26 protein-coding genes are annotated in these 24,314 nt (G+C 64.4%); 7 read left to right on the top strand and 19 right to left on the bottom strand.

Features of this window, described 5'->3' with window-relative positions:
- Window positions 1–9 precede the first annotated feature (9 nt).
- The 4 genes from ACVWYQ_RS02075 to ACVWYQ_RS02060 all read left to right on the top strand — a co-directional run bounded on the left by ACVWYQ_RS02075 (window position 10) and on the right by ACVWYQ_RS02060 (window position 4,572).
- Window positions 10–639, top strand: coding sequence for a CvpA family protein (locus ACVWYQ_RS02075; protein WP_036000794.1), 630 nt, complete (start codon window positions 10–12; stop codon window positions 637–639).
- 29 nt (window positions 640–668) lie between these two features.
- The gene (gene purF / locus ACVWYQ_RS02070) at window positions 669–2,192 is read left to right on the top strand and encodes an amidophosphoribosyltransferase (protein ID WP_157284560.1); all 1,524 of its coding nucleotides are present in this window, start codon (window positions 669–671) and stop codon (window positions 2,190–2,192) included.
- Between the two features lie 139 nt (window positions 2,193–2,331).
- On the top strand, window positions 2,332–3,072 hold the full coding sequence (locus ACVWYQ_RS02065) for an SDR family NAD(P)-dependent oxidoreductase (RefSeq protein WP_271547071.1): 741 nt from the start codon (window positions 2,332–2,334) through the stop codon (window positions 3,070–3,072).
- Between the two features lie 276 nt (window positions 3,073–3,348).
- Window positions 3,349–4,572 carry an ABC transporter substrate-binding protein gene (locus ACVWYQ_RS02060; RefSeq protein WP_157284558.1) on the top strand — a complete coding sequence of 408 codons (1,224 nt, stop codon included), beginning with the start codon at window positions 3,349–3,351 and terminating at the stop codon, window positions 4,570–4,572.
- Window positions 4,573–4,711: 139 nt separating this feature from the next.
- Here ACVWYQ_RS02060 and ACVWYQ_RS02055 read toward each other — a convergent pair whose 3' ends face one another.
- The 9 genes from ACVWYQ_RS02055 to ACVWYQ_RS02015 form a co-directional block, all read right to left on the bottom strand.
- Window positions 4,712–5,968, bottom strand: a complete 1,257-nt coding sequence (locus ACVWYQ_RS02055) for a TCR/Tet family MFS transporter (protein WP_271547073.1) — start codon at window positions 5,966–5,968, stop codon at window positions 4,712–4,714.
- Window positions 5,965–7,347, bottom strand: coding sequence for a ribosome biogenesis GTPase Der (gene der, locus ACVWYQ_RS02050; RefSeq protein ID WP_271547075.1), 1,383 nt, complete (start codon window positions 7,345–7,347; stop codon window positions 5,965–5,967). Before der ends, ACVWYQ_RS02055 begins: the two co-directional genes overlap by 4 nt.
- Before the next feature lie 103 nt (window positions 7,348–7,450).
- Window positions 7,451–8,014 carry a hypothetical protein gene (locus ACVWYQ_RS02045; RefSeq protein ID WP_271547077.1) on the bottom strand — a complete coding sequence of 188 codons (564 nt, stop codon included), beginning with the start codon at window positions 8,012–8,014 and terminating at the stop codon, window positions 7,451–7,453.
- Between the two features lie 31 nt (window positions 8,015–8,045).
- Complete coding sequence (locus ACVWYQ_RS02040; RefSeq protein ID WP_271547079.1) at window positions 8,046–8,699, bottom strand: tetratricopeptide repeat protein; 654 nt, start codon at window positions 8,697–8,699, stop codon at window positions 8,046–8,048.
- A 165-nt stretch (window positions 8,700–8,864) separates the two neighbouring features.
- Entirely contained in the window at window positions 8,865–10,457 is a 1,593-nt protein-coding gene (locus ACVWYQ_RS02035) for a class I adenylate-forming enzyme family protein (protein WP_271547081.1), read from the bottom strand.
- A 73-nt stretch (window positions 10,458–10,530) separates the two neighbouring features.
- Entirely contained in the window at window positions 10,531–11,115 is a 585-nt protein-coding gene (locus ACVWYQ_RS02030) for an NnrU family protein (RefSeq protein WP_271547083.1), read from the bottom strand.
- 70 nt (window positions 11,116–11,185) lie between these two features.
- A complete protein-coding gene (locus ACVWYQ_RS02025) occupies window positions 11,186–11,764 on the bottom strand; it encodes a hypothetical protein (protein WP_271547085.1) in 579 nt (192 codons plus the stop codon).
- Between the two features lie 76 nt (window positions 11,765–11,840).
- Window positions 11,841–12,818: an ABC transporter substrate-binding protein gene (locus ACVWYQ_RS02020; protein WP_271547087.1), complete on the bottom strand. Its 978-nt coding sequence runs from the start codon at window positions 12,816–12,818 to the stop codon at window positions 11,841–11,843.
- A gap of 47 nt (window positions 12,819–12,865) precedes the next feature.
- Window positions 12,866–14,488 (bottom strand): peptide chain release factor 3, encoded by a 1,623-nt coding sequence (locus tag ACVWYQ_RS02015; protein ID WP_036022662.1) that lies wholly within the window; start codon window positions 14,486–14,488, stop codon window positions 12,866–12,868.
- Window positions 14,489–14,646: 158 nt separating this feature from the next.
- Here ACVWYQ_RS02015 and sugE point away from each other — a divergent pair, with 158 nt between their 5' ends.
- On the top strand, window positions 14,647–14,961 hold the full coding sequence (sugE, locus tag ACVWYQ_RS02010) for a quaternary ammonium compound efflux SMR transporter SugE (protein WP_157284551.1): 315 nt from the start codon (window positions 14,647–14,649) through the stop codon (window positions 14,959–14,961).
- On the opposite strand, the gene ACVWYQ_RS02005 is transcribed toward sugE, so the two are convergent.
- From ACVWYQ_RS02005 to ACVWYQ_RS01975, 7 genes are all read right to left on the bottom strand, one after another.
- Window positions 14,954–15,958 (bottom strand): inorganic phosphate transporter, encoded by a 1,005-nt coding sequence (locus tag ACVWYQ_RS02005; protein ID WP_271547091.1) that lies wholly within the window; start codon window positions 15,956–15,958, stop codon window positions 14,954–14,956. The two genes, sugE and ACVWYQ_RS02005, sit on opposite strands and share 8 nt — an antisense overlap.
- Window positions 15,959–15,967: 9 nt before the next feature.
- Window positions 15,968–16,612: a DUF47 domain-containing protein gene (locus ACVWYQ_RS02000; protein WP_157284549.1), complete on the bottom strand. Its 645-nt coding sequence runs from the start codon at window positions 16,610–16,612 to the stop codon at window positions 15,968–15,970.
- 157 nt (window positions 16,613–16,769) lie between these two features.
- A complete protein-coding gene (locus ACVWYQ_RS01995) occupies window positions 16,770–17,738 on the bottom strand; it encodes a branched-chain amino acid ABC transporter permease (protein ID WP_157284548.1) in 969 nt (322 codons plus the stop codon).
- 1 nt (window position 17,739) lies between these two features.
- Entirely contained in the window at window positions 17,740–18,603 is an 864-nt protein-coding gene (locus ACVWYQ_RS01990) for a branched-chain amino acid ABC transporter permease (protein WP_036000843.1), read from the bottom strand.
- A 74-nt stretch (window positions 18,604–18,677) separates the two neighbouring features.
- A complete protein-coding gene (locus ACVWYQ_RS01985; RefSeq protein ID WP_036000846.1) occupies window positions 18,678–19,898 on the bottom strand; it encodes an ABC transporter substrate-binding protein in 1,221 nt (406 codons plus the stop codon).
- Window positions 19,899–19,954: 56 nt separating this feature from the next.
- Complete coding sequence (locus tag ACVWYQ_RS01980) at window positions 19,955–20,701, bottom strand: ABC transporter ATP-binding protein (protein ID WP_036022650.1); 747 nt, start codon at window positions 20,699–20,701, stop codon at window positions 19,955–19,957.
- On the bottom strand, window positions 20,694–21,449 hold the full coding sequence (locus ACVWYQ_RS01975) for an ABC transporter ATP-binding protein (RefSeq protein WP_197958268.1): 756 nt from the start codon (window positions 21,447–21,449) through the stop codon (window positions 20,694–20,696). The genes ACVWYQ_RS01980 and ACVWYQ_RS01975 overlap by 8 nt, the downstream gene beginning before the upstream one ends.
- Window positions 21,450–21,784: 335 nt before the next feature.
- On the opposite strand from ACVWYQ_RS01975, the gene ACVWYQ_RS01970 reads away from it, so the two are divergent.
- Window positions 21,785–22,432 (top strand): hypothetical protein, encoded by a 648-nt coding sequence (locus ACVWYQ_RS01970; protein WP_404541621.1) that lies wholly within the window; start codon window positions 21,785–21,787, stop codon window positions 22,430–22,432.
- 3 nt (window positions 22,433–22,435) lie between these two features.
- Here ACVWYQ_RS01970 and ACVWYQ_RS01965 read toward each other — a convergent pair whose 3' ends face one another.
- The gene (locus ACVWYQ_RS01965; RefSeq protein WP_036000881.1) at window positions 22,436–22,795 is read right to left on the bottom strand and encodes an ArsC family reductase; all 360 of its coding nucleotides are present in this window, start codon (window positions 22,793–22,795) and stop codon (window positions 22,436–22,438) included.
- Between the two features lie 104 nt (window positions 22,796–22,899).
- Here ACVWYQ_RS01965 and ACVWYQ_RS01960 point away from each other — a divergent pair, with 104 nt between their 5' ends.
- A complete protein-coding gene (locus tag ACVWYQ_RS01960) occupies window positions 22,900–23,271 on the top strand; it encodes a tRNA-binding protein (protein ID WP_157284543.1) in 372 nt (123 codons plus the stop codon).
- Between the two features lie 13 nt (window positions 23,272–23,284).
- On the opposite strand, the gene ACVWYQ_RS01955 is transcribed toward ACVWYQ_RS01960, so the two are convergent.
- Together ACVWYQ_RS01955 and ACVWYQ_RS01950 are read right to left on the bottom strand one after the other, a co-directional pair.
- A complete protein-coding gene (locus ACVWYQ_RS01955) occupies window positions 23,285–23,989 on the bottom strand; it encodes a glutathione S-transferase family protein (protein ID WP_157284542.1) in 705 nt (234 codons plus the stop codon).
- 77 nt (window positions 23,990–24,066) lie between these two features.
- Complete coding sequence (locus ACVWYQ_RS01950) at window positions 24,067–24,213, bottom strand: hypothetical protein (protein ID WP_275515944.1); 147 nt, start codon at window positions 24,211–24,213, stop codon at window positions 24,067–24,069.
- Window positions 24,214–24,314: the final 101 nt, after the last annotated feature.

The raw sequence follows: 24,314 nt of genomic DNA, 5'->3' as shown, positions 1-24,314 counted from the left end.
GACCAGCCGATGCCAGTAACCATCCTCGACCTGATCCTGCTCGGTGTGATGCTGATCTCGGGCCTGCTCGCGATGGTTCGCGGCTTCATGCGCGAAATCCTGTCGATCGCGGCCTGGGGCGCCGCGGCGATCGTGACGCTGTATTCGTTCTCGAAGCTGCTGCCGACCGCCAAGACCTATTTCAACAACGACACGGTCGCGAGCGTCGTCGTGGTGGCCGGCGTGTTCATCGGCACCCTGGTCGTGGTCTCCGTCATCACGGTCCGGATTTCCGACATGATCCTGGATTCGCGGATCGGCGCGCTGGATCGGACCCTCGGCTTCCTGTTTGGGCTGGCTCGCGGGCTTTTGATCGTCGTGGTCGCGTTCCTGTTCTTCACCTGGCTGGTGCCGGACAAGCAGCGTCCGGATTGGGTCAGCGGGGCCAAGTCCCGCGTGGTGCTGCAGGGAACCGGCGATTGGCTGATGGCCCTCTTGCCTGACGACCCCGAGAACACCATCTTGAAGAGATTCAAGAAAAACAAACCAGATGATGATCAAGCTGAATCCGAGCAGCAGCCTTCGGGCAGTGGCGACGGGTACAGTAAGTCGGCTCGTGACGGCATGAAAAAGCTGATCGAGAAACCTGCGGCGCGTTGATAGAGCCCCAAAAGAGAGGCGAGAACGAGATGCGACACCCTGACCAGGACGCCCTGCTTGATCTCGATCCAAACGCCGGTCCAGGCCCGGCGGCGCTTGAGCTTCAGGACGATCTGGAAGGCGATACGCTTCGCGAGGAATGCGGCGTCTTCGGCATCTACGGCCACCCTGATGCGGCCGCCATCACTGCGCTCGGTCTTCACGCGCTCCAGCACCGCGGCCAGGAGGCCGCCGGCATCGTCTCCTACGACGGCAGCCGCTTCCACTCCGAACGCCGCCTCGGCCTCGTCGGCGACACCTTCTCCCGCCGCGAGGTGATCGACCGCCTGCCCGGCAGTGTGGCGGTTGGCCATGTCCGCTACGCCACGACCGGCGCCACCATCCTGCGCAACGTGCAGCCGCTGTTCGCCGAGCTCAATGCCGGCGGTCTCGCGGTCGCTCACAACGGCAACCTCTCCAACGGCCTGACGTTGCGCCGCGAGCTCGTCAAGAACGGCGCCATGATGCAATCGACCTCCGACACCGAGGTGATCCTGCACCTGGTGGCTCGCTCCAAGCGCGTCCGCTTCATCGAGCGCTACATCGACGCGCTGCGCGAGATCGAGGGCGCCTATGCGCTGGTTTCGCTGACCAACAAGAAGCTGGTCGGCGCGCGCGATCCGCGCGGCATCCGCCCGCTGGTGCTCGGCGAGCTCGACGGCTGTCCGATCCTGACTTCCGAGACCTGCGCGCTTGACATCATCGGCGCCCGCTTCGTGCGCGACATCGAGCCCGGCGAAGTCATCGTGTTCGACGAGAACGGCCAGGACATCCACAAGCCGTTCCCGCCGATGGCGCCGCGCCCCTGCATCTTCGAATACATCTACTTCTCGCGGCCGGATTCCATCGTGCACGGCCGCTCGGTCTACGAGGTGCGCAAGAATTTCGGCGCGCAGCTAGCGCGCGAGAGCCACGTGCCGGTCGACGTCGTGGTGCCGGTGCCGGATTCCGGCGTGCCCGCCGCGGTCGGCTACAGCCAGTATTCCGGAGTGCCGTTCGAGCTCGGCATCATCCGTAACCATTATGTCGGCCGCACCTTCATCCAGCCGACGCAGGCGATCCGCGAATCCGGCGTGCGCATGAAGCACTCGGCCAACCGCGCCGCGATCGAAGGCAAGCGCATCATCCTGATCGACGACTCCCTGGTGCGAGGCACCACCTCCAAGAAGATCGTGCGCATGATGCGCGATGCCGGTGCCAAGGAAGTGCACTTCCGCCTCGCTTCGCCCCCGATCCTCTATCCCGATTATTACGGCATCGACCTGCCCGACCGTGGCGGCCTGCTGGCGGCGACGCATTCGCTGGAGGAGATGCGCGAGCTCATCGGCGCCGACTCGCTCGCCTTCCTGTCGATCGACGGCATGTACCGCGCCATGGGCGAGCCAGGCCGAGACCCCGCCAATCCGAAGTTTGCGGATCACTGCTTCACCGGCGTCTATCCGACCCACCTCACCGACCAGACCCAGACCGAGCCGCAGCCGCGGCAATTGTCGCTGCTGGCCGAGGCGAGCTGACCAAGGATCGTCCCCGGGGGCTCATCCGAGACTTCTTTTCGTCATGGCCGGGCTTGTCCCGGCCATCTTCGTCTGTAATACCCGCCGCAAAGAACGTGGATGCTTGGGACGAGCCCGGGCATGACGGAAGTATTCGACGATGACCAAACCTCTCGCCAACCGTATCGCTCTCGTCACCGGCGCCTCGCGCGGCATCGGCTATGCCACCGCAATCGCGCTGGCCAAGGCCGGCGCGCATATCGTGGCGACGGCGCGTACGCAAGGAGGGCTGGAAGAGCTCGACGACGAGATCCGCAAAGACGGCGGCAGCGCCACCCTGGTGCCGCTCAACCTCACCGATTCCGACGGCATCGCGCGTCTCGGCGCCGGCCTGTACGAGCGCTACGGCAAGCTCGACATCCTGGTCGGCAATGCCGGCGTGCTCGGCCCCTCCTCGCCGATCGGCCATATTGAGCTGAAGACCTTCAACGAGGTGATGGCGGTGAACGTCTCCGCGAACTTCCAGCTGATCCGCTGCATGGAACCGCTGCTCAGGCAATCCGATGCCGGCCGCGCCGTGTTCATCACCTCGGGTGCCGCCAACAAGGCCACCGCTTACGTCAGCCCCTACGCCGCGTCCAAGGCCGCACTGGAGACGCTGGCGCGTGCCTGGGCGCAGGAAACCGCGAACACCAAGCTGCGCGTCAATCTGTTCAATCCGGGCCCGGTGCGCACCCGCATGCGCGCCACCCTGATGCCCGGCGAGGATCCGGCGACGCTCGACACGCCCGAGCAGGTCGCAGAATTCATCGTGCCGCTGTGCACGCCCGACTGGACCGAGACCGGCAAATTCTACGATTACAAGACCCGCGCCCTGATGAGCTTCCGCGCGCCGGCCTGATTGCCCTCCGACGCCTTGGACGTCATGCCGGCGGTAATGACCGTACCGCCGAGCTCGATACCGGAAAGCGCATTTAGAAATTCAAGCCGACATCGAACACACTGAAAATAGCGTCTCAACGCATTTTGCCCAAAAGTTAACCGATGGATGACGCTACGACGCAGCGTCATCCGGCTTTAGGTGCATTGCCGTCGGCCATGGGACACGGTAGAGCGTCAATTGGAACAAGGCTCCCGAAGAGAGCCGTCCGCATATTTGACAATGGAGGAAGCCTTTATGACGATGCCCGCACGCCGCGCCGCGGCTCTTCTGGCCTGTGCCGCTTTCGGCTTTGCCACATCCGCATTCGCGCAAGACAAGACCATCAAGATCGGCGTGCTCAACGACATGTCGAGCCTCTATGCCGACATCGGCGGCCCGAACTCGGTGGCGGCCGTGAAGATGGCGGTCGAGGATTCCGGCCTGAAGGCCAAGGGCTGGACCATCGAGGTGCTCTCCGGCGATCACCAGAACAAGCCCGATATCGGCGTCAACATCGCCCGGCAATGGATCGATTCCGACAAGGTCGACGCCATCGCCGACACGCCGAGCTCCGGCGTCGCGCTCGCGGTCAGCAACCTCGTCAAGGAAAAGAACGCGGTGCTGCTCAATTCGGGCGCCGCGACCGCCGACCTCACCGGCAAGGCCTGCACGCCCAACACCGTGTCCTTCACCTACGACACCTACATGCTCGCCAACGGCACCGGCAAGGCGCTGACCAAGGCGGGCGGCGACAGCTGGTTCTTCCTCACCGCGGATTATGCCTTCGGCCATGCGCTGGAGCGTGACACCGGCGCGGTCGTCACCGCGACCGGCGGCAAGGTGCTCGGCGGCGTCAAGCACCCGCTCAACACGGCGGACTTCTCCTCGTTCCTGCTGCAGGCGCAGTCCTCCAAGGCCAAGATCATCGGCCTTGCCAATGCGGGCGGCGACACCACCAACGCGATCAAGCAGGCCGCCGAGTTCGGCATCGTCCAGGGCGGCCAGAAGCTCGCCGCGCTGCTGCTGTTCATCAACGACGTGCACTCGCTCGGCCTGAAGACCGCGCAGGGCCTGACCTTCACCGAGTCGTTCTACTGGGACCTCAACGACCAGACCCGCGAATGGTCGAAGCGTTTCCAGAAGGTCTCGCCCAAGGGCTCGATGCCCTCGATGACGGTTGCGGGCCTCTATGCCGAGATCCTGCATTACCTGAAGGCGATGGAAGCGCTCGGCAGCAATCCGCGTGACGGCGCCAAGGTCGTCGCCAAGATGAAGGAGCTGCCGACCGACGATCCGCTGTTCGGCAAGGGCCCGCTGCGCCAGGACGGACGCCGCCTCATCCCCGCCTATCTGTTCGAGGTGAAGAAGCCCGAGGAGTCGAAGGGACCGTGGGATTATTACAAGCTGGTCGCCACCATCGCGCCGGAAGATGCGGCCAAGCCGCTCAAGGACAGCGACTGCCCGCTGGTGAAGAAGTAGGATCGTAGGGTGGGTTAGCATGCGGCTGCGCAAAGCGCAGTCCGCTGGCGTAACCCACCTCTTCCGCCTCCGCGGAAATGAAAGAGGTGGGTTACGCCTCGCGGTTTGCGCTTCGCGCGAACCGCGAGGCTAACCCACCCTACGAGACTGTCCTGGTCGCACCCAGCGACCGCACCGCGATCGCCACGCACACCACCATCAGCACCGCGGCGAGCAGGAACGGTGCGCCGGGCAGATGCAGCGGCGCGCTGGCGCCGATGAAATAGGAAAATGTCAGCGTGAACAGGAACGGGCCGACGAGCTGCGACACGCTCTGCACGCTCGCGGTCGCGCCCTGCAGCTGGCCCTGCTGATCCGGCGCGACGAGCCGCGTCATCAGCGCCTGCGAGGCGGCACCGGAGATGCCCCACAGAGCCAGAATGGGAATCCCGAGCCAGGATAGCGGTCCGGTCGGCGCGGCGCCGAGGACCACGAAGCCGACCGCGCCACAGCAGAGGCCGAGCAGGAGCGCGTTGCGCTCGCCAAGCGCGCGCACGATGGGGCCGATCGCAAAGCCCTGCACCACCATGGCGCAGATGCCGACCATGGCGAGCGTCAGGCCCACCGTCTTGGCATCCCAGCCGTAGCGATAGGTCGCGTAGAGCACAAAGGTCGAGGGGAGCACGACGTGCGCGACCTGCGCGATGAAATTGACGATCGACAACGCGGCCAGCACCGCGTTGGAGCGCAGCAGATGCAGCGCGCCGAGCGGATTGGCGCTGCGCCAGCGCAGCGCCGCGCGCTTGTCGGGCGCAAGCGACTCCGGCAGCACGAACAGGCCATAGAGCGCGTTGGCGAAGCTCAGGGCCGCCGCGGCCCAGAACGGCAGGCGCGGATCGATATCGCCGAGCAGGCCGCCGAGCGCCGGCCCCAAGATGAAGCCGGCGCCGAAGGCCGCACCGATCCGGCCGAAGACCGCCGCACGCCGTTCCGGCGGCGTGATGTCGGCGATATAGGCGAAGGCGGTCGAGATGCTCGCCGAGGTGATGCCGGAGATCACGCGGCCGATGAACAGCCACGCAAGCGACGGCGCCAGCGCCATCAAGACGTAATCGGCCGCGAGCCCGAAATTCGACAGCAGCACCACTGGCCGCCGTCCGAAACGGTCGGACAGCGCGCCAAGCACCGGCGAGAACACGAACTGCATCAAGGCCCAGGCGGTGCCGAACAGGCCGAAGATGCGCGCGGCATGAGCGGTGTCGTTGTCGACGAAGCTCTCGATCAGCTTCGGCAGGACCGGCATGATCACGCCGAGCGCGACCATGTCGAGCAGGATGGTGACGAAGATGAAGGCGACCGCGCCGCGCGGGGCCGGCGCTGCGTGCTGCACCACCGCCCCGCCGGCGCCGTCGCTCACGACGGCCGCTTGCGCTTGTGCGCGAACGGATTGGCCTTCTCGCGCAGCGTGATGCGCACGGGCGTGCCCGGCAGCTCGAAGGTCTCGCGCATGGAATTGGTGAGATAGCGCAAGTAGGATTGCGGCACGGCGTCCGCGCGCGAGCAGAACAGCACGAAGCTCGGCGGGCGCGCCTTGGTCTGGGTGATGTAGTTCAGCTTCAGCCTGCGGCCGGAGACCGCCGGCGGCGGGTTGGCCTGAATCGCCTGCTCGAACCAGCGATTGAGCGCTGCCGTCGGCACGCGCCTGTTCCAGATCGCATAGGCGTCCTGGATCGCCTGCATCAGGCGATCGATGCCCTCGCCCATCAGGCCCGAGACAGCGACGATGGGCACACCCTTGAGCTGCGGCAGCCAATGATCGGCATCGCGGCGCAGGCCCGAGATCGCGCCGCCGCCCTTGGTCTCCATCAGATCCCATTTGTTGACGGCGAGCACGACCGCCCGTCCCTCGCGCTCGATCAGGTCGGCAATGCGCAGGTCCTGCTCCTCGAAGCGGTTCTGCGAATCCATCATCAGCACGACCACTTCGGCAAAGCGCACCGCGCGCAGTGCGTCCGCAACCGAGAGCTTTTCCAGCTTCTCCTCGATGCGCGAGCGCCGGCGGAGGCCCGCGGTGTCGAACACACGGAAATCGCGGCCCTTCCAGTTGATCTCGACCGCGATGGCATCGCGCGTGGTGCCGGCCTCCGGGCTCGTCAGCAGGCGCTCCTCGCCGAGCAGATGGTTGATCAGCGTCGACTTGCCGGCATTGGGCCGGCCGACGATCGCGACCCGGATCGGGCGCGTCGCGGCCTCTTCCTCCGAGATCGGCGCGTCGTCCTCATCGTCGTCTTCCTCGACGGGTTCGGGCATTAGCCTCGCGAGCGAGTCGTAAAGCTCGCCCATGCCCTCGCCATGCTCGGCCGAGATCTGGATGGGATCGCCGAGGCCGAGCGCAAACGCCTCCATCGCGCCGGCATCGCCGTGCTTGCCCTCGCTCTTGTTGGCGATGAGCAGTACCGGCTTGTCGGCCTTGCGGGCGAAATCGGCGAAGGCGCGGTCGGTCGGCGTGAGGCCGATGCGGGCGTCGATGACGAAGAACAGCGCATCGGCCTGCGCGATCGCGGTCTCGGTCTGCTCCTGCATGCGCGCGGTCAGCGAGCCCTTGGCGCCCTCGTCGAGGCCGGCGGTATCGATGATGGTGAAGTGGAGATCGCCGAGCCTGGCCTCGCCTTCGCGGCGGTCGCGGGTGACGCCCGGCAGATCATCGACCAGCGCGAGCTTCTGCCCAACCAGGCGGTTGAACAGCGTCGACTTGCCGACATTGGGCCGGCCGATGATGGCGATCGTGAAGGACATCGGTCATTCGTGCGCTGCCGGGGCTGCGCCTGTCAATGCAACGGGAAATATTGTTTGAGCATGATCTTTTCGGAAACCGCTTCACACGCTTCCGGATCATGCTCTAGCGGGAGAAGCTGCCGCTCGGCAGCGGTGCCGGGAAGGCGCTCTGCGATTGCTGCTGGGGGGGCTTGGTCGGCTGCGCCTGCTGGGTTGGCTGCGCCTGCTGGGCCGGCTGATCCGGCGGCGGCGCGGTGGTGCGCCTGCGGACGATCTTGTGCTTGGGCGGCGGAGCGGACGTCGCGGGCGCTGCCTCCGGCTGCGCCTCGCCATCGACCTCACCGGCGGGTGCTTCGGCCGGCGCGGCGGCCGTGGCGGGCTGCCTGGTCTGCTTTGCCTTGGCCCCCTTCGCCGGCTTGGCCGGCTCGGGCTCGGCAGGCAATGCCGCGACGGCAGGTGCGTTGGGATCGGGCTGCTGCTGCTGTGCGCCTTTGTACAGGTCCCTCGGCACGCCCTGCTCGAGCCCCGGCACGCCCTCGGGGAAGACCGGCTTGCGGTCGCCCGGCAGCTTCTTCTTGGTGTCGAGGAAGTCGAGCAGATCGCTCGGATCGAAGCTGGAGCAGCCGCCCAGGACGCCGGTGAAGGCGATCAGGACGGCGGCTGCGATCAAGCGTGGCGTGCGGCGCATCTTGGTGTCTCGTTACGTCAGAGAACCGTCGTCAGCTTTTGGCGACGGGTGGCAACAAAGCCTGAAGCGCCTCGGCGCGAGAACGCAGGCCGGGCGGTGTTTCGCCGTCTCCGTCAATCGCCTCGAGCCATTTGCGGGCTCCAGTCATGTCGTTGTTACGCCAGGCCGACAGCGCCAGCATCTCGCGGGCGGTGTGGCGGAAGGTCGATTTCGGCGCGGCGGAAGCTTCCAGCCGCTGCTGGATGTCGGCATAGCCGGCGCTGTCGAGCAGGAGCCCCGCGGCGCGGATCTTGGCCAGATCCTGCCACTCGCCGCCAATGCTGCGGTCGGCGGCGATGTCGTCATACATCTTCGCGGCCGCCTTGGGATCGCGGCTCGCGGCCTCGGCCGCAGCACGCAGCCGCGCCAGGGTGCGATAGCCGGACGGCGCCTTGGCGGCGAGCTCGGTGAAGGCCTTCTCGGCGTCCTCATGCTTGCCCTGCTCGGACAGCTCGGCGGCCTTCTCGAAAGCGGCGCCCGCCTCGGCGGCCTTCTGGGCCTCCAGGTACCTATAACCCTGCCAGCCACCTGCGCCGGCGACGATCAGCACCATCAACGCGATGAAGTAGATCGAATACTTGTCCCACAGCTTCTTGAACTGTTCGCGACGTACTTCCTCGTTTACTTCGTCAAATAATTCAGACACTTATGCCAATCCCATGCCCGTCCGGGTGCGCGCGCCAAAGCGTTCGCGTCAGGAATCCCGTCCCCGTGTGGCGGCGAGGTAGCCTAACGATATGGCGGTGGCAAGGCAAAGCGAGCCCGATCAAGGCGTTAACCACCCGGGACATCCCGGATGCCCCTGCCCGGCTCAAGCTCCCAGCAGCTCCCGCAGCTGGCGCTTCAGCACCTTGCCGTTGGCGTTGCGCGGCAACGGGTCTGCCGTGATCGCCATGGTTTCGGGAACCTTGTAGTCGGACAGGCGCTCGGCGCACCAGGCGCGCAGGTCCGTATCGGTCACCGGCTGTCGCGTCACCACCACGGCGTGGACGCGCTCGCCCAGCACCGGGCAGGCCCTGGCGATGATCGCGCTCTCGACCACGGCGGGATGGCCGGCCAGCACGGATTCGACCTCGGCCGAATAGATCTTCAGGCCGCCGCGATTGATCATGTCCTTCTGCCGGTCGAACACGCGAACGAATCCTTCCGCATCAATCGAGCCGAGGTCGCCGGAGTGCCAGAACCCACCCGTGAAGCTTTCGGCGGTGGCCTTCGGATTATTCCAGTAGCCCTTGATGACGGAGGCGCTCTGGATCCAGAGCTCGCCGATCTCCCAGGGAGGCAGCTCGCGCCCGTCCGGGCCCATCACGGCGATGCGCGCGCCGGGGCACGGCAGGCCGACGCTGTCGATATGGCGCTCCGTCAGCTCGCCCGGCATGATGGTCGAGGGCGAGGTCGTTTCGGTCGCGCCGTAGCAGTTCATCAGCTTCAGGCCGGGAATCTTCGCCTTGAGCTTCTCGATGGTGGCGACCGGCATCGGCGCGCCGCCGAAGCCGCCGATGCGCCAGCTCGAGAGATCATAGCCGTCGAAATCGGGCTGGAGCAGGCAGAGATTGTACATCGCCGGCACCATCACCGTGTAGGTGACGCGCTCGCGCGCGGCGAGCTTAAGGTAATCGGCGGCCTTGAACTCCGGCATGATGATCAGCGCGCCGCCGCAGCGGATCATGGTGGTGATGTTGGCGACGACGCCCGTGACATGGCCGAGCGGCACCGCTGCGATCGAGCGATCGGTTTGCGTCAATTGCAGGCAGGACACGAACACCATCGAGGAATGGACGATGTTGCAATGGGCCAGCATCGCGCCCTTCGGCTTGCCCGTGGTGCCGGAGGTGTAGAGGATCATCGCGGTGTCCTCTTCGCTCACCTCGATCGGCGCCGATGCCGGCGGGTTGTCGGCGAGCACTGCGAAACGCGACAGAGCCGGATCATCGGCGACTGCGATGCGGTGGATCACGTCGGGCACATCATGCGCATCGGGCAGCCGCTCGGCGAGCGCGGCTTCGTGGATCAGGATCTTGGCACCGCAATCCGCGAGCACATAGGCGATCTCCGGCTTCTGCTGGCGCGTGCTGAGCAGCACGGTGACGAGCCCTTCATGCGCGGCGGCAAACAGCAGCAGCGGAAATTCGATGCGATTGCCGAGCAGGATGGCAACGCGATCGCCGCGCTGCAATCCCAGCTTGCGAAATCCGGCAGCGATCCGCGCGGCTTGCTCCATTGTTTGCCGCCAGCTCAGGCGGACATTGCCGCAAATCAACGCTTCGCCATCGGCATTGCGGCCGCATGCCTCCGCGATCATCGCCCAGAGGCTCGAAGGCCGATCAAGAAATGCCGGCACAACCCGATCGCCAAACCGCGCCTCGAGCCGCATCGGCGGGATCTGAGCTCGCGACCAGTCCATGGGGATGCCCTCGGCTTGTTGCTCTTGTTATCTTCCCCGCATGGACATGCGGGTTTCGTCTTGTGCTGACCGGCTAGACCCCGATCACGGGCACGCCGATCACCACCGGATGGAACGCGAAGGCCAGGGCCAGATAGGCGACCACGCCGACCGCGACGGCGATCAGATCGTTGGTCGGGCCGCCGACCGGAATCGGCGGGGCACCGGCGTCGGTGCGAGCTTTCAGCGAGATGCGGTCATAGACCGCCCAGGCAAGGAACGAGCCGAACAGGATGATGGAGCCGAGATCGCCATTGGCAAGCAGATGCGCCGCCGCCCACAGCTTGATGCCGGCCAACATCGGATGCTTCAACGTCGCATAGATGCGGCCACGCATGTAGGACGCCACCACGAGGATGACTGCAGGCAGCATCAGGGCGAGCGTGATGTGCTTCATCGCCTTCGGCGGATACCAGACGTCGATCCAGCCGGAGCTGCGGTAGTGGGCATAGCCCCAGATGATCAGCGCCAGCCCCGCGAGCGAAACCGCCGAATAGAGGAGCTTGTAGGTCCCCTCGCCCAGCCTCGCGATCGCCTGCGCGCGCGCCTTTCGTTTGGTTGTGAAAATATGGGATGCAAAAAACAGCACCAGCCCCAGGATCATGACCAGCAGACCCACGACATCCTCCCCACAAAGCAGCCCCCATCACTGAGGTATCATCGATTGGCCGATGGTCGCAACTCGCGCGCTATTTGCCGGGCTCCCGATTGTCGACATAACGGATTGCGATGGGTCGACCGGCCAACGCCCCGCCGAGACCGCTGGTAAACTTCAACGGCAGACAGGCCTTCAGCGATGCATTGATGGCGTTCAGATAGGTCGTCCGGGTGTCCGCCGGCACACCCGCAGTCGCGTATGTGAGGCGCGGCGGACCGATCAGACTGCCGTTCTTGTTGAAGCTGAAACGCACCGACATCTGCATGCCCGCGCGCGCTTGGTCCGATGGCGGCGACCAGCAGCTGCGCAGCGCGGCGAAGAGGTCGCCGATCGTGTCGAGATCGTGATCGGGCTTCTGGTATTTGGCGCGGTCGGCCTCGGCAGGCACGCTCTCGATCGTGAGCTGGAGGTTTTGGCCGTAAGGGTAGTCGATCTCGGGAATGCAGGGGCCGGGCTCGAGCGGGCTGCAATAGGACGGCGTGCAGGGCTCGCCGTCGAGCACGCTGCAAGGTTCGTGCGCGAACGGAATCGGATTGATCTGGCGTCGCTGCGCGTCGACGGCGATCGAGGTCATTGCCAGCAAGGCAAGAACAAGAATGCAGCGCCACATGTACCGGGACCGCAATGGCATTTGCAACAGGTGGCGACGGCTATAAAAGCTTCAAGGCTGGCCGCGATGGTTCGCTTCACTCGACAATCTGATCCGCTTGCGCCACCAGCGTGGGCGGTAAATTCAGTCCCAACGCATTGGCTGTCTTGAGATTGAGCAGGAACTGGAATTCATTCGGTTGTTGGACTGGCAAGTCTGCGGGACGGGTTCCTCTCAAGACGCGGTCGACATAATCCGCCGAGCGACCGACGAGCTGCGTAATCGAGACTCCGTAAGACATCAGCCCGCCGTCCGTGACGAAGGACGGGAACGGATACATCGCCGGCAGACGATGCGCGGCCGCCAAGTTCAGAATCAATTGCCGATGAACGAGTGGAAATGCGTCGGGAAAGATCAGCAGCCCGCCGTCTGGCTGCTCTGCAAAGCGGGAGATCGCCTGTTCGAGCTCGGCGGCGTTGTGCGCCGGCGCCGGAACGAGCTGGAGCTGGACTGCCGGAATGGCCGCTTCCACGGACGGCATCAAGATCATGGGCGCCGTGCGCGGATTGAAGACTGCGGCAACCCGTCGTATCGCCGGGGCCGCCTGCTTGAGCAATTGCAGCCACTTGCCGGCCATTTCAGGCTCGAAAGTCGTGAAGCCCGTAATATTTCCGCCCGGCTTGCCCAGGCTTTGAACGAAACCGGCACCCACCGGATCGGCAACGACGGTGAAGATGATCGGCAAGATCGGCGCGCGTCGCCTCAGGGCTTCCACGGACGGAGTGCCGATTGCCAGAAGCACATCCGGCCCCCACTTCACGAGCTCCGCCGCCTGGGCATCGGCGACATTCGGATCGCCGGCCCACCAGCGATACTCGATATGGATGTTGCGCTCCTGTTCCCAACCGAGCTCGCCCAGACGCTGTCTCAGTTTCTGGTAGCCGGCCTGGCTCTCCGGATCGCTCGCTCTGCCTCCCGCCAACACACCGATCCGCCGCACATTCCCCTGCGCGGATGTGCTCAGCGGATAGGCCGCCGCGCCTGCAGCGAGCATGATGAATTCGCGCCGCCTCATGACCGTCGACCTCGCTGTCCTGCTTCACGGAAAAGGTCTGGGAAAGATTACCCCTTCTTCTTGACATCCTTGACGTTGCTGAACTCGATGCCCTCGGCGCGCTCCCTGGTGTAGCCGAGGTAGAACTCGTTCCGGGCGAGATAGACGGGATCGCCATCGACATCGTCGGCAATGCTCGAATTATTGGCGGCGATGAAGCTGTCGAGTTTTTTGCGGTCCTCCGAGGAGACCCAGCGCGCCAGCTGGAACTCGCTGACCTCGAACTCGACCGGCAGCGAATATTCCGCCTCGAGCCGCGCCTTGAGCACGTCGAGCTGCAGCGCGCCGACCACGCCGACCAGCGCCGGGGCGCCGTCGCGGGGGCGGAACACCTGCACCACGCCCTCTTCCGACATCTGCTGCAGGGCTTCCTTCAGCTTCTTCGCCTTCATCGCGTCGGTGAGACGGACACGGCGGACGATTTCCGGCGCGAAGCTCGGCACGCCGACGAAGTTGAAATCCTCGCCCTCCGTCAGCGTATCGCCGATGCGCAGCGTGCCGTGGTTGGGAATGCCGACGACGTCGCCGGCGAAGGCTTCGTCCGCGACCGAGCGGTCCTGCGCGAAGAAGAATTGCGGGCTCGACAGCGGCATGCTCTTGCCGGTGCGCACGAGCTTCGCCTTCATGCCGCGGCTGAGCTTGCCCGAGCACAGGCGCGCAAACGCGATGCGGTCGCGGTGGTTGGGATCCATGTTGGCCTGGATCTTGAACACGAAGGCGCTCATCCTGGGATCGGTGGCCTCGACCTTGCGCTGGTCGCTGTCCTGCGCGCGCGGCTCGGGCGCGAACTTGCCGAGGCCCTCCAGGAGGTCTCCGACGCCGAAATTACGCAGCGCGCTGCCGAAATAGACCGGCGTCAGGTGGCCTTCGCGGAATGCGTCGAGCTCGAACGGCTTCGACGCCTCGGTGACGAGCTCGAGCTCGTCCTTCACGGCGGAGACGTCGAGATTGGCGTTGAGCTTGGCGAGCTCTTCGATCTCGATCTCGAGCGCCGCGCCGGTCTTGGCGCCGCCGCCTTCGAGCAGGCGCACGCCGCCATTGACGACGTCATAGGTGCCGAGGAAGTCGCGGCCGCGGCCGACCGGCCAGGTCATCGGCGTGGTGTCGAGCGCAAGCGTCTTCTCGATTTCGTCGAGCAGCTCGAACACGTCGCGGCTCTCGCGGTCCATCTTGTTGATGAAGGTGATGATCGGAATGTCGCGCAGACGGCACACCTCGAACAGCTTTCGGGTGCGCGCCTCGATGCCCTTGGCCGCGTCGATCACCATCACGGCGGAATCGACCGCCGTCAGCGTACGATAGGTATCTTCCGAAAAGTCCTCGTGGCCCGGCGTGTCCAAGAGGTTGAAGACGAGGCCCTCGAACTCGAAGGTCATCACCGAGGTCACCACCGAGATGCCGCGCTCACGCTCGATCTTCATCCAGTCAGAACGGGTGTTGCGCCGCTCGCCCTTGGCCTTGACCTGGCCGGCGAGGTTGATGGCGCCGCCGAACAGCAGCAGCTTTTCGGTCAGCGTGGTCTTGCCGGCGTCGGGGTGAGAGATGATCGCAAAGGTCCGCCGCCTCGCCACCTCGGCGGCAAGCGGGGAACGGGCCGGCGATTCGGCTGTGGTGGCGGCGATGTCGGACATGGCGGGAGCGTGTGGCAGGGAAAACGGGCCTGATCAAGCCTCATTTGGTGATTGCGAAGGTTTCCGGCCAGCCCCATATCCCCCTTTTGGGAGGACGACCTCCCTGCCCATCAGCACACCAGCCGCGGGGACGACCCTGCCTTGAATGGAGGGTCGCCATGGCCTGGAGCATCCTGTTCGTCGCCGGTCTCCTCGAGATCACCTGGGCCATTGGCCTGAAATACACCGAGGGCTTTAGCAAGCTTGTCCCGTCCGTGGTCACGCTGGTCGCCATGGCCGGCAGTGTCATCCTGCTCGGGCTCGCGCTCAAATCACTGCCGGTCGGAACCGCCTATGCGGTCTGGACCGGCATCGGCGCGGTCGGTACGGCGACGCTCGGCATGGTTCTGTTCGGCGAGCCGGCGACGGCCTTCCGCCTCGCCAGCATCGGCCTGATCGTCGCCGGCATCATCGGACTGAAGCTCGTCACCTGACGAGCTGGACCACCCACCAGGTCAGGGCGGCCACAATGGCCGAGGCCGGGATCGTGATCACCCAGGCATAGACGATGGAGCTTGCGACGTTCCAGCGCACGGCCGAGACGCGGCGGGCGGCACCGACGCCGACGATAGCGCCGGTGATGGTGTGGGTGGTCGAGACGGGAACCCCGAGATAGGTCGCCATGAACAGGGTCACCGCGCCTCCCGTCTCGGCGCAAAAGCCTTGCATGGGGGTCAATTTCGTGATGCGCAGGCCCATGGTGCGGACGATGCGCCAGCCGCCCATCAGCGTGCCCAACGCCATCGCCGCCTGGCAGGACAGCACCACCCAGAACGGCACCGAGAAGTCGCTGCCGAGATAGCCCTGCGAATAGAGCAGCACGGCGATGATGCCCATGGTCTTCTGCGCGTCGTTGCCGCCATGGCCGAGCGAATAGAGCGACGCGGAGACGAATTGCAGGATGCGGAAGGCGCGGTCGACCGCGAACGGCGTCGAGCGTACCGAGGCCCAGGACACGATCGCAACCAGCGCCATTGCGAGCAGGAAGCCAACCAGCGGCGACAGCACGATCGCCAGCGCGGTCTTGGACAGGCCGCTCCATACCGCGGCCGAAATACCGGCCTTGGCCAAGCCGCCGCCCACGAGCCCGCCGATCAGCGCGTGCGACGACGACGATGGAATGCCGAGCGCCCAGGTCACGAGGTTCCAGACGATGGCGCCGACGAGGGCTGCGAAGATCACCTGGGCGTCGACGACCGCGGGATCGATGATGCCGGTGCCGATGGTCTGGGCGACGTGCAGCCCGAACACCAGGAAGGCGATGAAATTGAAGAACGCGGCCCAGAACACCGCGAATTGCGGCCGCAGCACGCGGGTCGAGACGATGGTCGCGATCGAATTGGCGGCGTCGTGCAGGCCGTTCAGGAAATCGAACAGCAGCGCGACGGCGATCAAGCCGACCAGGACGGGAAGACCCAACGCGGCATCCACGGCGAGGCCCTACACCTGCTCGATGACGATGCTGTTGATCTCGTTCGCAACGTCATCGAAACGGTCGGCCACCTTCTCGAGATGGTCGTAGATCTCGGCCCCGACGATGAAATCCATCGCATTGCCGTCGCGGTGCTTGAGGAACAGCTCCTTCAGGCCGATGTCGTGGAGATCGTCGACCCGGCCCTCGAGATTGCCGAGCTCCTCGGTGATCGCGGTCAGCATGGCGACGTTCTTGCCGATCTCCTGCATCAGCGGCAGCGCACGGCCGACCAGATTGGCGCATTCGATCAAGAGTCCGCCGATCTCGCGCATCGGCGGCTCGAAGCTGCGCACCTCGAACAGCATCACGGCCTTGGCCGTCTGCTGCATCTGGTCGATGGCATCGTCCAGCGACGTGATCAGGTTCTTGATGTCGCCGCGGTCGAACGGGGTGATGAAGGTGCGGCGTACCGCCGTCAGCACCTCGCGGGTGATGTTGTCGGCGTCGTTCTCGAACTGGTTGACGCGCTGGCAATAGACCGGCGTCTCCTCGCCCCCCTTAAGCATGCCCTGCAACGCGACTGCGCCCTGAATCACGGTCTGGGCATGCCGATCGAACAGGTCGAAGAACCGCTCTTCCCTGGGCAGGAACGCACGAAACCATCGCATCATGGGAATAGGCTACCGGTTGGAAAATGGTCAGGCCCGCGAGGGCTGTCATAAAACTGTCATAGACCATTTTCGATCCGCGCGCGTGTCGCCTCACGCCCGCGGAGCCGGGTCATCCACCGCTTTCATGCATCAATGAAATTGATGCAATATCAACTACTTAAAGCGAACGCCGGAGGTAATGCGCGATTTCGCCGACGACGCCGCGGCGGAAGGTGAGCACGCAGACCACGAAGATCACGCCCTGGATCACCGTCACCCACTGGCCGAAGCCCGCCAGATATTGCTGCATGGCGATGATGACGAAGGCGCCGACCACGGGACCGAAAACGGTGCCGAGCCCCCCGACCAGCGTCATCAGCACGACCTCGCCCGACATCGTCCAGTGCACGTCGGTGAGCGAAGCGTTCTGGGCCACGAACACCTTCAGCGCACCGGCAAAGCCGGCGAGCGTCCCCGACAGCACGAAGGCCAGGAACTTGTATTGGTCGGTACGGTAGCCGAGCGAGATCGCGCGCTGCTCGTTCTCGCGGATCGACTTCAGCACCTCGCCGAACGGCGAGTTGATGATGCGGAAGATCAGGAGGAAGCCGGCGAGGAAGCCGACCAGCACGACATAATACAGCACCGTCGGCTTGGACAGATCGAGCAGGCCGAACATGCGTCCCTGCGGGATGCCCTGGATGCCGTCCTCACCATGGGTGAACGGGGCCTGGAGATAGATGAAGTACAGGAGCTGCGACAGGGCCAGCGTGATCATCGAGAAATAGATGCCCTGGCGACGGATCGAGATGTAGCCGGTGACGATCGACAGCACGAACGCCGCGGCGACGCCGACGAGAATGCCGAGCTCGGGCGGCAGTGCCCAGACCTTCAGCGCATGCGCGCTGCAATAGCCGGCCGTGCCCAAGAACATCGCGTGGCCAAACGACAGCAAGCCGCCATAGCCGACCAGCAGATTGAAGGCGCAGGCGAGCAGCGCAAAGCACAGCGCCTGCATTACGAAGAAGGGGTAGACGCCCGTGAACGGCACCGCTGCGAGCAGCAGCGCCATCACAGCGAATACAATCATCTCGTCGCGCATCGCACGCGGGGTCACAGGAAGCGTGTCGTCCGTCAGGGTTGTCATCTCAGGCCGCCCTTCCCGTCAATCCCGTCGGCTTCACCAGCAGCACCAGCACCATCAGCACGAACACGACGGTGTTGGACGCCTCGGGATAGAAATACTTGGTCAGGCCCTCGATCACGCCGAGCGCGAAGCCGGTGATGATGGAGCCCATGATCGAGCCCATGCCGCCGATCACCACCACCGCGAACACGACGATGATGAGGTCGGCGCCCATCAGCGGCCGCACCTGGTTGATCGGCGCCGAGAGCACGCCGGCGAGCGCGGCAAGGCCGACGCCGAGACCGTAAGTGAGCGTGATCATGCGCGGCACGTTGATACCGAAGGCACGCACCAGCGTCGGATTTTCGGTGGCGGCGCGCAGGTAGGCGCCGAGCTGCGTCTTCTCGATCAAAAACCAGGTCGCAAGGCACACCGCCAGCGAGAACACGACGACCCAGCCGCGGTAGATCGGCAGGAACATGAAGCCGAGATTCATGCCGCCCCTGAGCTGGTCGGGAATGGCGTAAGGCAGGCCCGAGGAGCCGAAATAGTTCTGGAACACGCCCTGCACGATCAGCGCGATGCCGAAGGTCAGGAGCAGGCCGTAGAGATGATCGAGCCCGGTCAGCCATTGCAGCATGGTCCGCTCCAGGATCATGCCGAAGATGCCGACGATGATCGGCGCCAGCAGCAGCGCCCACCAATAGTTGATGCCGCCGAGGTTCAGCAGGAAATAGGCGACGAAAGCGCCCATCATGTAGAGCGCGCCATGGGCGAAATTGATGATGTTGAGCATGCCGAAGATGACGGCAAGCCCGAGACTGAGCAGCGCGTAGAACGAGCCGTTGATCAGTCCCACCAGTAGCTGAGCGTAGAGAGCCTGCATCGATCCCGCACCCGGTCCCTTCTATTCCTCAACAACAGGCCGGCACCGCTGCGCGCCGGCCTGTAGCGTTCACGTTACTTCTTCACCAGCGGACAGGCGCTTTCCGACAGCGGCCGGAAGGCCAGGTCGCCGGGGGTCGTGCCGATCAGCTTGTAATAGTCCCAGGGGCCCTTGGATTCCTCGGGCTTCTTGACCTCGAACAGATAGGCCGGATGCAGCTTGCGACCGTCCGCACGGATCGTTCCCTTGCCGAACAACGCATCGTCGGTCGGCATCTCCTTCATCTTGGCGACCACCTTGGCCCCGTCATGCGGATTGCCGCCCATCGCCTCCAGCGCCTTGAAATAGTGCAGCAGGCCCGAATAGACGCCGGCCTGCACCATCGAAGGCATCGCCTTGTTCTTCATGCGCTCGGAAAAGCGTTTGGAGAAGGCGCGCGTGCCGTCGTTCATGTCCCAATAGAAGGTCTCGGTGAAGTTCAAGCCCTGCGCCACCTTCAGACCAAGCGAGTGCACGTCGGTGATGAAGAGCAGCAGGCCCGCAAGCTTCTGGCCGCCCGAGACGATGCCGAACTCGGACGCCTGCTTGATGGTGTTGGTGGTGTCGCCGCCGGCATTCGCCATGCCGATGATCTTGGCTTTGGAGGCCTGCGCCTGAAGCAGGAACGACGAGAAGTCAGCGGTATTCAGGGGATGCTTGACGTTGCCGATCACCTTGCCGCCCGACTTCACCACGACCGCGGCGGTGTCGCGCTCGAGGGCATGGCCAAAGGCGTAGTCTGCGGTGAGAAAATACCAAGTGTCGCCGCCCGCCTTCACCAGCGCCTGCCCGGTACTGTTGGCCAGCATATAGGTATCATAGACCCAGTGGACCGTATTCGGCGAGCATTGCGCGTTGGTGAGATCCGACGTCGCCGCACCTGTGTTGATCAGGATGGAATTCTTCTCTTTGACGATATTGTTCACCGCCAGCGCAACGCCGGAGTTCAGGACATCCATGAAGATGTCGACCTTCTCGACGTCGATCCATTGCCGAGCAATCGTGGAGCCGATGTCGGGCTTGTTCTGATGGTCGGCGGAGATCAGGTCGAGCTTCCAGCCCTTGGCAGCGAGCCCGGAATCCTCGATCGCCATCTGTGCGGCGACGGTCGAGCCGGCGCCACCGAGATCGGCATAAAGTCCTGAATTGTCGGTCAGCACGCCGATCTTGATGTTCTTGTCCTGCGCGACCGCGCCGCCTGCCGCGCCGAGCGCCAGGGCCGTCCCGAGCAACATTGCCGAAATGCTGTGCTTCATAATCCGACCTCCCAATATTCCTTTGATAGTTACTCTCGATCGTTCGGCCTGCTCGGCTACACGCCGAGATAGGTGTGGAGCTTGTCCATGTTGGCGGCAAGCTCCGAATTGGAAAACCCGTCAATGATCTTGCCGTGCTCGACCACGTAGTAGCGGTCGGCGACGGTGGAGGCGAAGCGGAAGTTCTGCTCGACCAGGAGGATGGTGAAGCCCTCCTTCTTGAGCCGCGCAATGGTATGGCCGATCTGCTGGATGATGACGGGTGCAAGACCCTCGGTCGGCTCGTCCAGCATCAGGAAGCTCGCGCCAGTGCGCAGGATGCGCGCGATCGCCAGCATCTGCTGCTCGCCGCCCGACAGCTTGGTGCCCTGGCTGTTCAGCCGCTCCTTCAGGTTCGGGAACAGCTCGAAGATCTGGTCGAGCGGCAAACCGCCTTCGCGGACCACCGGCGGCAGCATCAAATTCTCGCGCACGTCGAGGCTGGAGAATATGCCCCGCTCTTCCGGACAGAAGGCGACGCCCATGCGCGCGATCTTGTCGGAGGTCGCGCGGATGATCTCCTGGTTGTTGAACTTCACCGAGCCGGTGCGCTTGCCGATGATGCCCATGATCGACTTCAGCGTCGTCGTCTTGCCGGCGCCGTTGCGCCCGAGCAGGGTGACGACCTCGCCCGCGTTCACGTCGAAGTTGATCCCGTGCAGGATGTGAGACTCGCCGTACCAGGCTTCCAGGTTGCGGACTTGCAGGATGTTCCCGCCCGTCGCAGCCCTGGCCGGAGCCTCGGCGATCGCAGTGTCAGGCATGACCGGCTCCCAGGTAAGCTTCCTTGACGCGCTCGTCCTTGGTGAGCTCGGAGTAATGGCCCTGCGCGAGCACCTGCCCGCGCGTCAGCACGGTGATGATGTCAGAGAGGTTGGCCACGACGCTCAAGTTATGCTCGACCATCAGGATGGTGTATTTCGCGGAGATACGCTTGATCAGCGCCGCGATCTTGTCGATGTCTTCGTGGCCCATGCCGGCCATCGGCTCGTCGAGCAGCATCATCTCGGGGTCGAGCGCCAGCGTGGTTGCGATCTCGAGCGCGCGCTTGCGTCCATAGGGCATCTCGACCGCGGGCGTGTTGGCGAACTCGCTGAGGCCGACATCGTTGAGCAGCTCGCGGGCGCGATCGTTGAAGCGGTTGAGCACGGTCTTGGAGCGCCAGAAATCGAACGAGGAGCCATGCTGGCGCTGCAGCGCGACACGGACGTTCTCGAGCGCGGTGAGATGGGGAAACACCGCCGAAATCTGGAACGAACGGACCAGCCCCATGCGGGCCACATCCGCCGGCGCCATCGCGGTGATGTCCTGCCCCTTGTACAGGATTTTCCCGGCCGACGGCTTGAGGAACTTGGTCAGGAGATTGAAGCAGGTCGTCTTGCCGGCCCCGTTCGGGCCGATCAACGCATGAATGCTCCCACGGCGAACCTTGAGCGCAACGTCGCGGACGGCGAAGAAGCCCGCGAACTCCTTGGTCAAGCCTTCCGTTTCGAGAATGAACTCATCGGCCAAACAGTTTTCCCCCTGCCCGCGCGCGGCGCTGTCCTTGTTGCTTCGGCTGTCCGGAGGACTTGCAGCCCACCGGGGCGCCGCCTCCGGGCGCGGAATATGCCGGAGGTGACGGGGGTTAGGCAAGGCGGAAAGCTGAGCAGGTCAGGCCTCCGGCCGGGGTACAAATGCTCCCTTAGTCGCAGAGGTCGATGTCGTGCCTGCCCGGCCTTTCCGGTTCGCAAGGCACCGGCCATCAAGCTGTCGTTAACGGTCTTTCGTCTCCCGCGCCAGCCTTCATCGAAAATTTTCCCGCAGGCCCGATCATCCCGGGGTTTTCACGCGCGGAGAATATTGTCTTGGATTTTGCAAGCGCGGCTCCCTCCGTCGTCAAGTCGATCCGGCAGCGTGACCTCCTCAACACGTGGCTGCGACTTTATGCGCTCCAGAAGATCGCTCCGTCGATCTGGGAGTATCAGCCCGCGCGGCTCGAGGAGGAGCTGTTGGAGCTCATCTACTATACGGTGGAGCTTTCGACGCCGACGCCGCGCCTCGTCATCCAGAGCGAGGGCACCCGCATCTCGCGCGCCTATGGGCATACCGGAAAAGGCGTTTCGCTCGATGATTACGTCGGACCGCGGCTCGCGCCGCACGTGGTGCCGATCTATCATGAATGCGTCGCGCGCGGCCTTCCGGTCTACAGCGTTGCCGACGTCGACGACACCTATGGCCGCATCGTCGCGTATGAGCGGCTGCTGCTGCCGTTCCTGACAGACGGCAAGGTCAGCCACGTCATCGCGTCAGTGAAGACCTTCTGCGAGGACGGCGGCTTCGAGATCAAGAATCTGATGCGCGGAAATGACGCGCTGCCGCGCCCGAAGCTGCGGGCCGTGATCGATCGCGAGCTGTTTCATCGCGCCCCCGGCCGCATCGCACCCGCCGATCCGGTCGAGTTCTCGGATCGGCCGGGCCCCGTCATCTCCAACGAGATCATTGAGCTGAACTAGCCGTCAGCGCGCCTTGCCACCGACCTCCTTGGCATAGATATCCGGCTTGAAGCCGACCAACAGCTTGCCGCCGATTTCGAGCACCGGCCGCTTGATCATCGATGGTTGCGCTAGCATCAAGGCCAGCGCCTTCTTCTCGGTGAGGCCTTCCTTGTCGGAGTCGGGCAGCTTCTTGAAGGTCGTCCCGGCGCGATTGAGCAGGGTCTCCCAACCGACCTTGTCGCTCCACTGCTTCAGCCTGTCCTTCTCGACACCCGCCGCCTTGTAGTCGTGAAACGCGTAAGCCACGCCATGGCCATCGAGCCAGGCGCGGGCCTTCTTCATGGTGTCGCAGTTCTTGATGCCGTAGATGATGGTGGGCAAGACGGTCCTCGCGCATGACGTAGCGGTGATGTGCGTGGCGTTGTACGAAACTCCGCGTCGCGCGACAATGTCGCGAGACGCGTCACCCACCGAACGGACATCCCATGCACGTCACCCACGATCCCGCAGCGGCGGCCGCACCGACCATCGACTTCGACACTTTCCTCGCGGTCGACGTCCGTGTCGGCACCATCGTCGACGCCAAGCCGTTTCCGGAAGCGCGCAAGCCGGCCTGGCGGCTGTGGATCGATTTCGGCCCCGCCATCGGCGTGCGCAAGAGCTCGGCCCAGATCACCGAAAACCACCCGCTCGAAACCCTCGTGGGCCAACAGGTCGCGGCCGTCGTCAATTTCCCGCCGCGCCAGATCGGCCCGGTCGTCTCCGAGGTGCTGACGCTCGGCTTCCCCGATGCCGACGGCAAGGTCGTGCTGGTGCAGCCGAGCAAGCCGGTGCCGAACGGCGGACGGCTGTTCTAGCCTCAGGGTCTTGTCAGGACCTTGCCGGAATGTTGAGCCCGCGCTGCACCGCGGGGCGCGCAAGCCCGCGCTCGAGCCAGGCGCCGACCGCCCTGAACTGACTGAACTCGACGAGATCGCCGGCGCCATAAAAGCCGATGAGATTGCGCACCCAGCCGAGCATGGAGATGTCGGCGATGGTGTAGTCGTCATCCATGAACCATTGCCGGCCGGCGAGATGCGCCTCCATCACGCCGAGCAGGCGCTTGGCTTCGGCGACGTAGCGGTCGCGAGGCCGCTTGTCCTCGTAATCCTTGCCGGCAAATTTGTGGAAGAAGCCGACCTGGCCGAACATCGGCCCGACGCCGCCCATCTGGAAGTGCAGCCATTGCAGCGTCTGATAACGGCGCGCGGCATCCTGCGGCAGCAGCTTGCCCGTCTTCTCCGCGAGATATTGCAGGATCGCCCCGGACTCGAATAGCGGCAGCGGCCTGCCGCCGGGCCCGTTCGGATCGAGGATCGCCGGGATCTTGCCGTTCGGATTGAGCGAGAGGAATTCGGCGGTCTTCTGATCGTCCTTGCCAAAATCAACCAGGTGGACCTCGTAAGGTAGCCCGATCTCCTCCAGCATGATCGAGACCTTGACGCCGTTCGGCGTCGGCAACGAATAGAGCTGGAGCAGTTCGGGGTGCTTGGCGGACCAACGCCTGGTGATGGGGAAGACGGACAGATCGGACATCGGGACTCTGGGTGCATGGACTGAGGCGTGCTCAATCTAGGCAAGATACCGCACCGCGCAAGTCACTTCCGGCTGTGCTAAGGCGGCAGTGTCGCCATCGCCACGAACGGGGGCATTGCTTCATACTGCAGCCGAGACTCGATGAACCGTTGACCCGTGATCAGCAGCAGGGCCGTAAAGGCGATCGCGAGCATCGCGGTCGCCAATTGGCACACGTCGTACATGGTATTTTATATCCCTCGACAGCCTCGGGCATAGAACGTCGGCTCAGGCGCCACGTTCCAGGCGGCAACAAAATATTGCTATTTTTTCCCGATCTCGCTGC

The sequence above is a fragment of the Bradyrhizobium sp. USDA 3397 genome (assembly GCF_054060965.1).
Note: the sequence above shows the minus strand (reverse complement) of the source record. Positions and strands in the feature narration are given on the sequence as shown.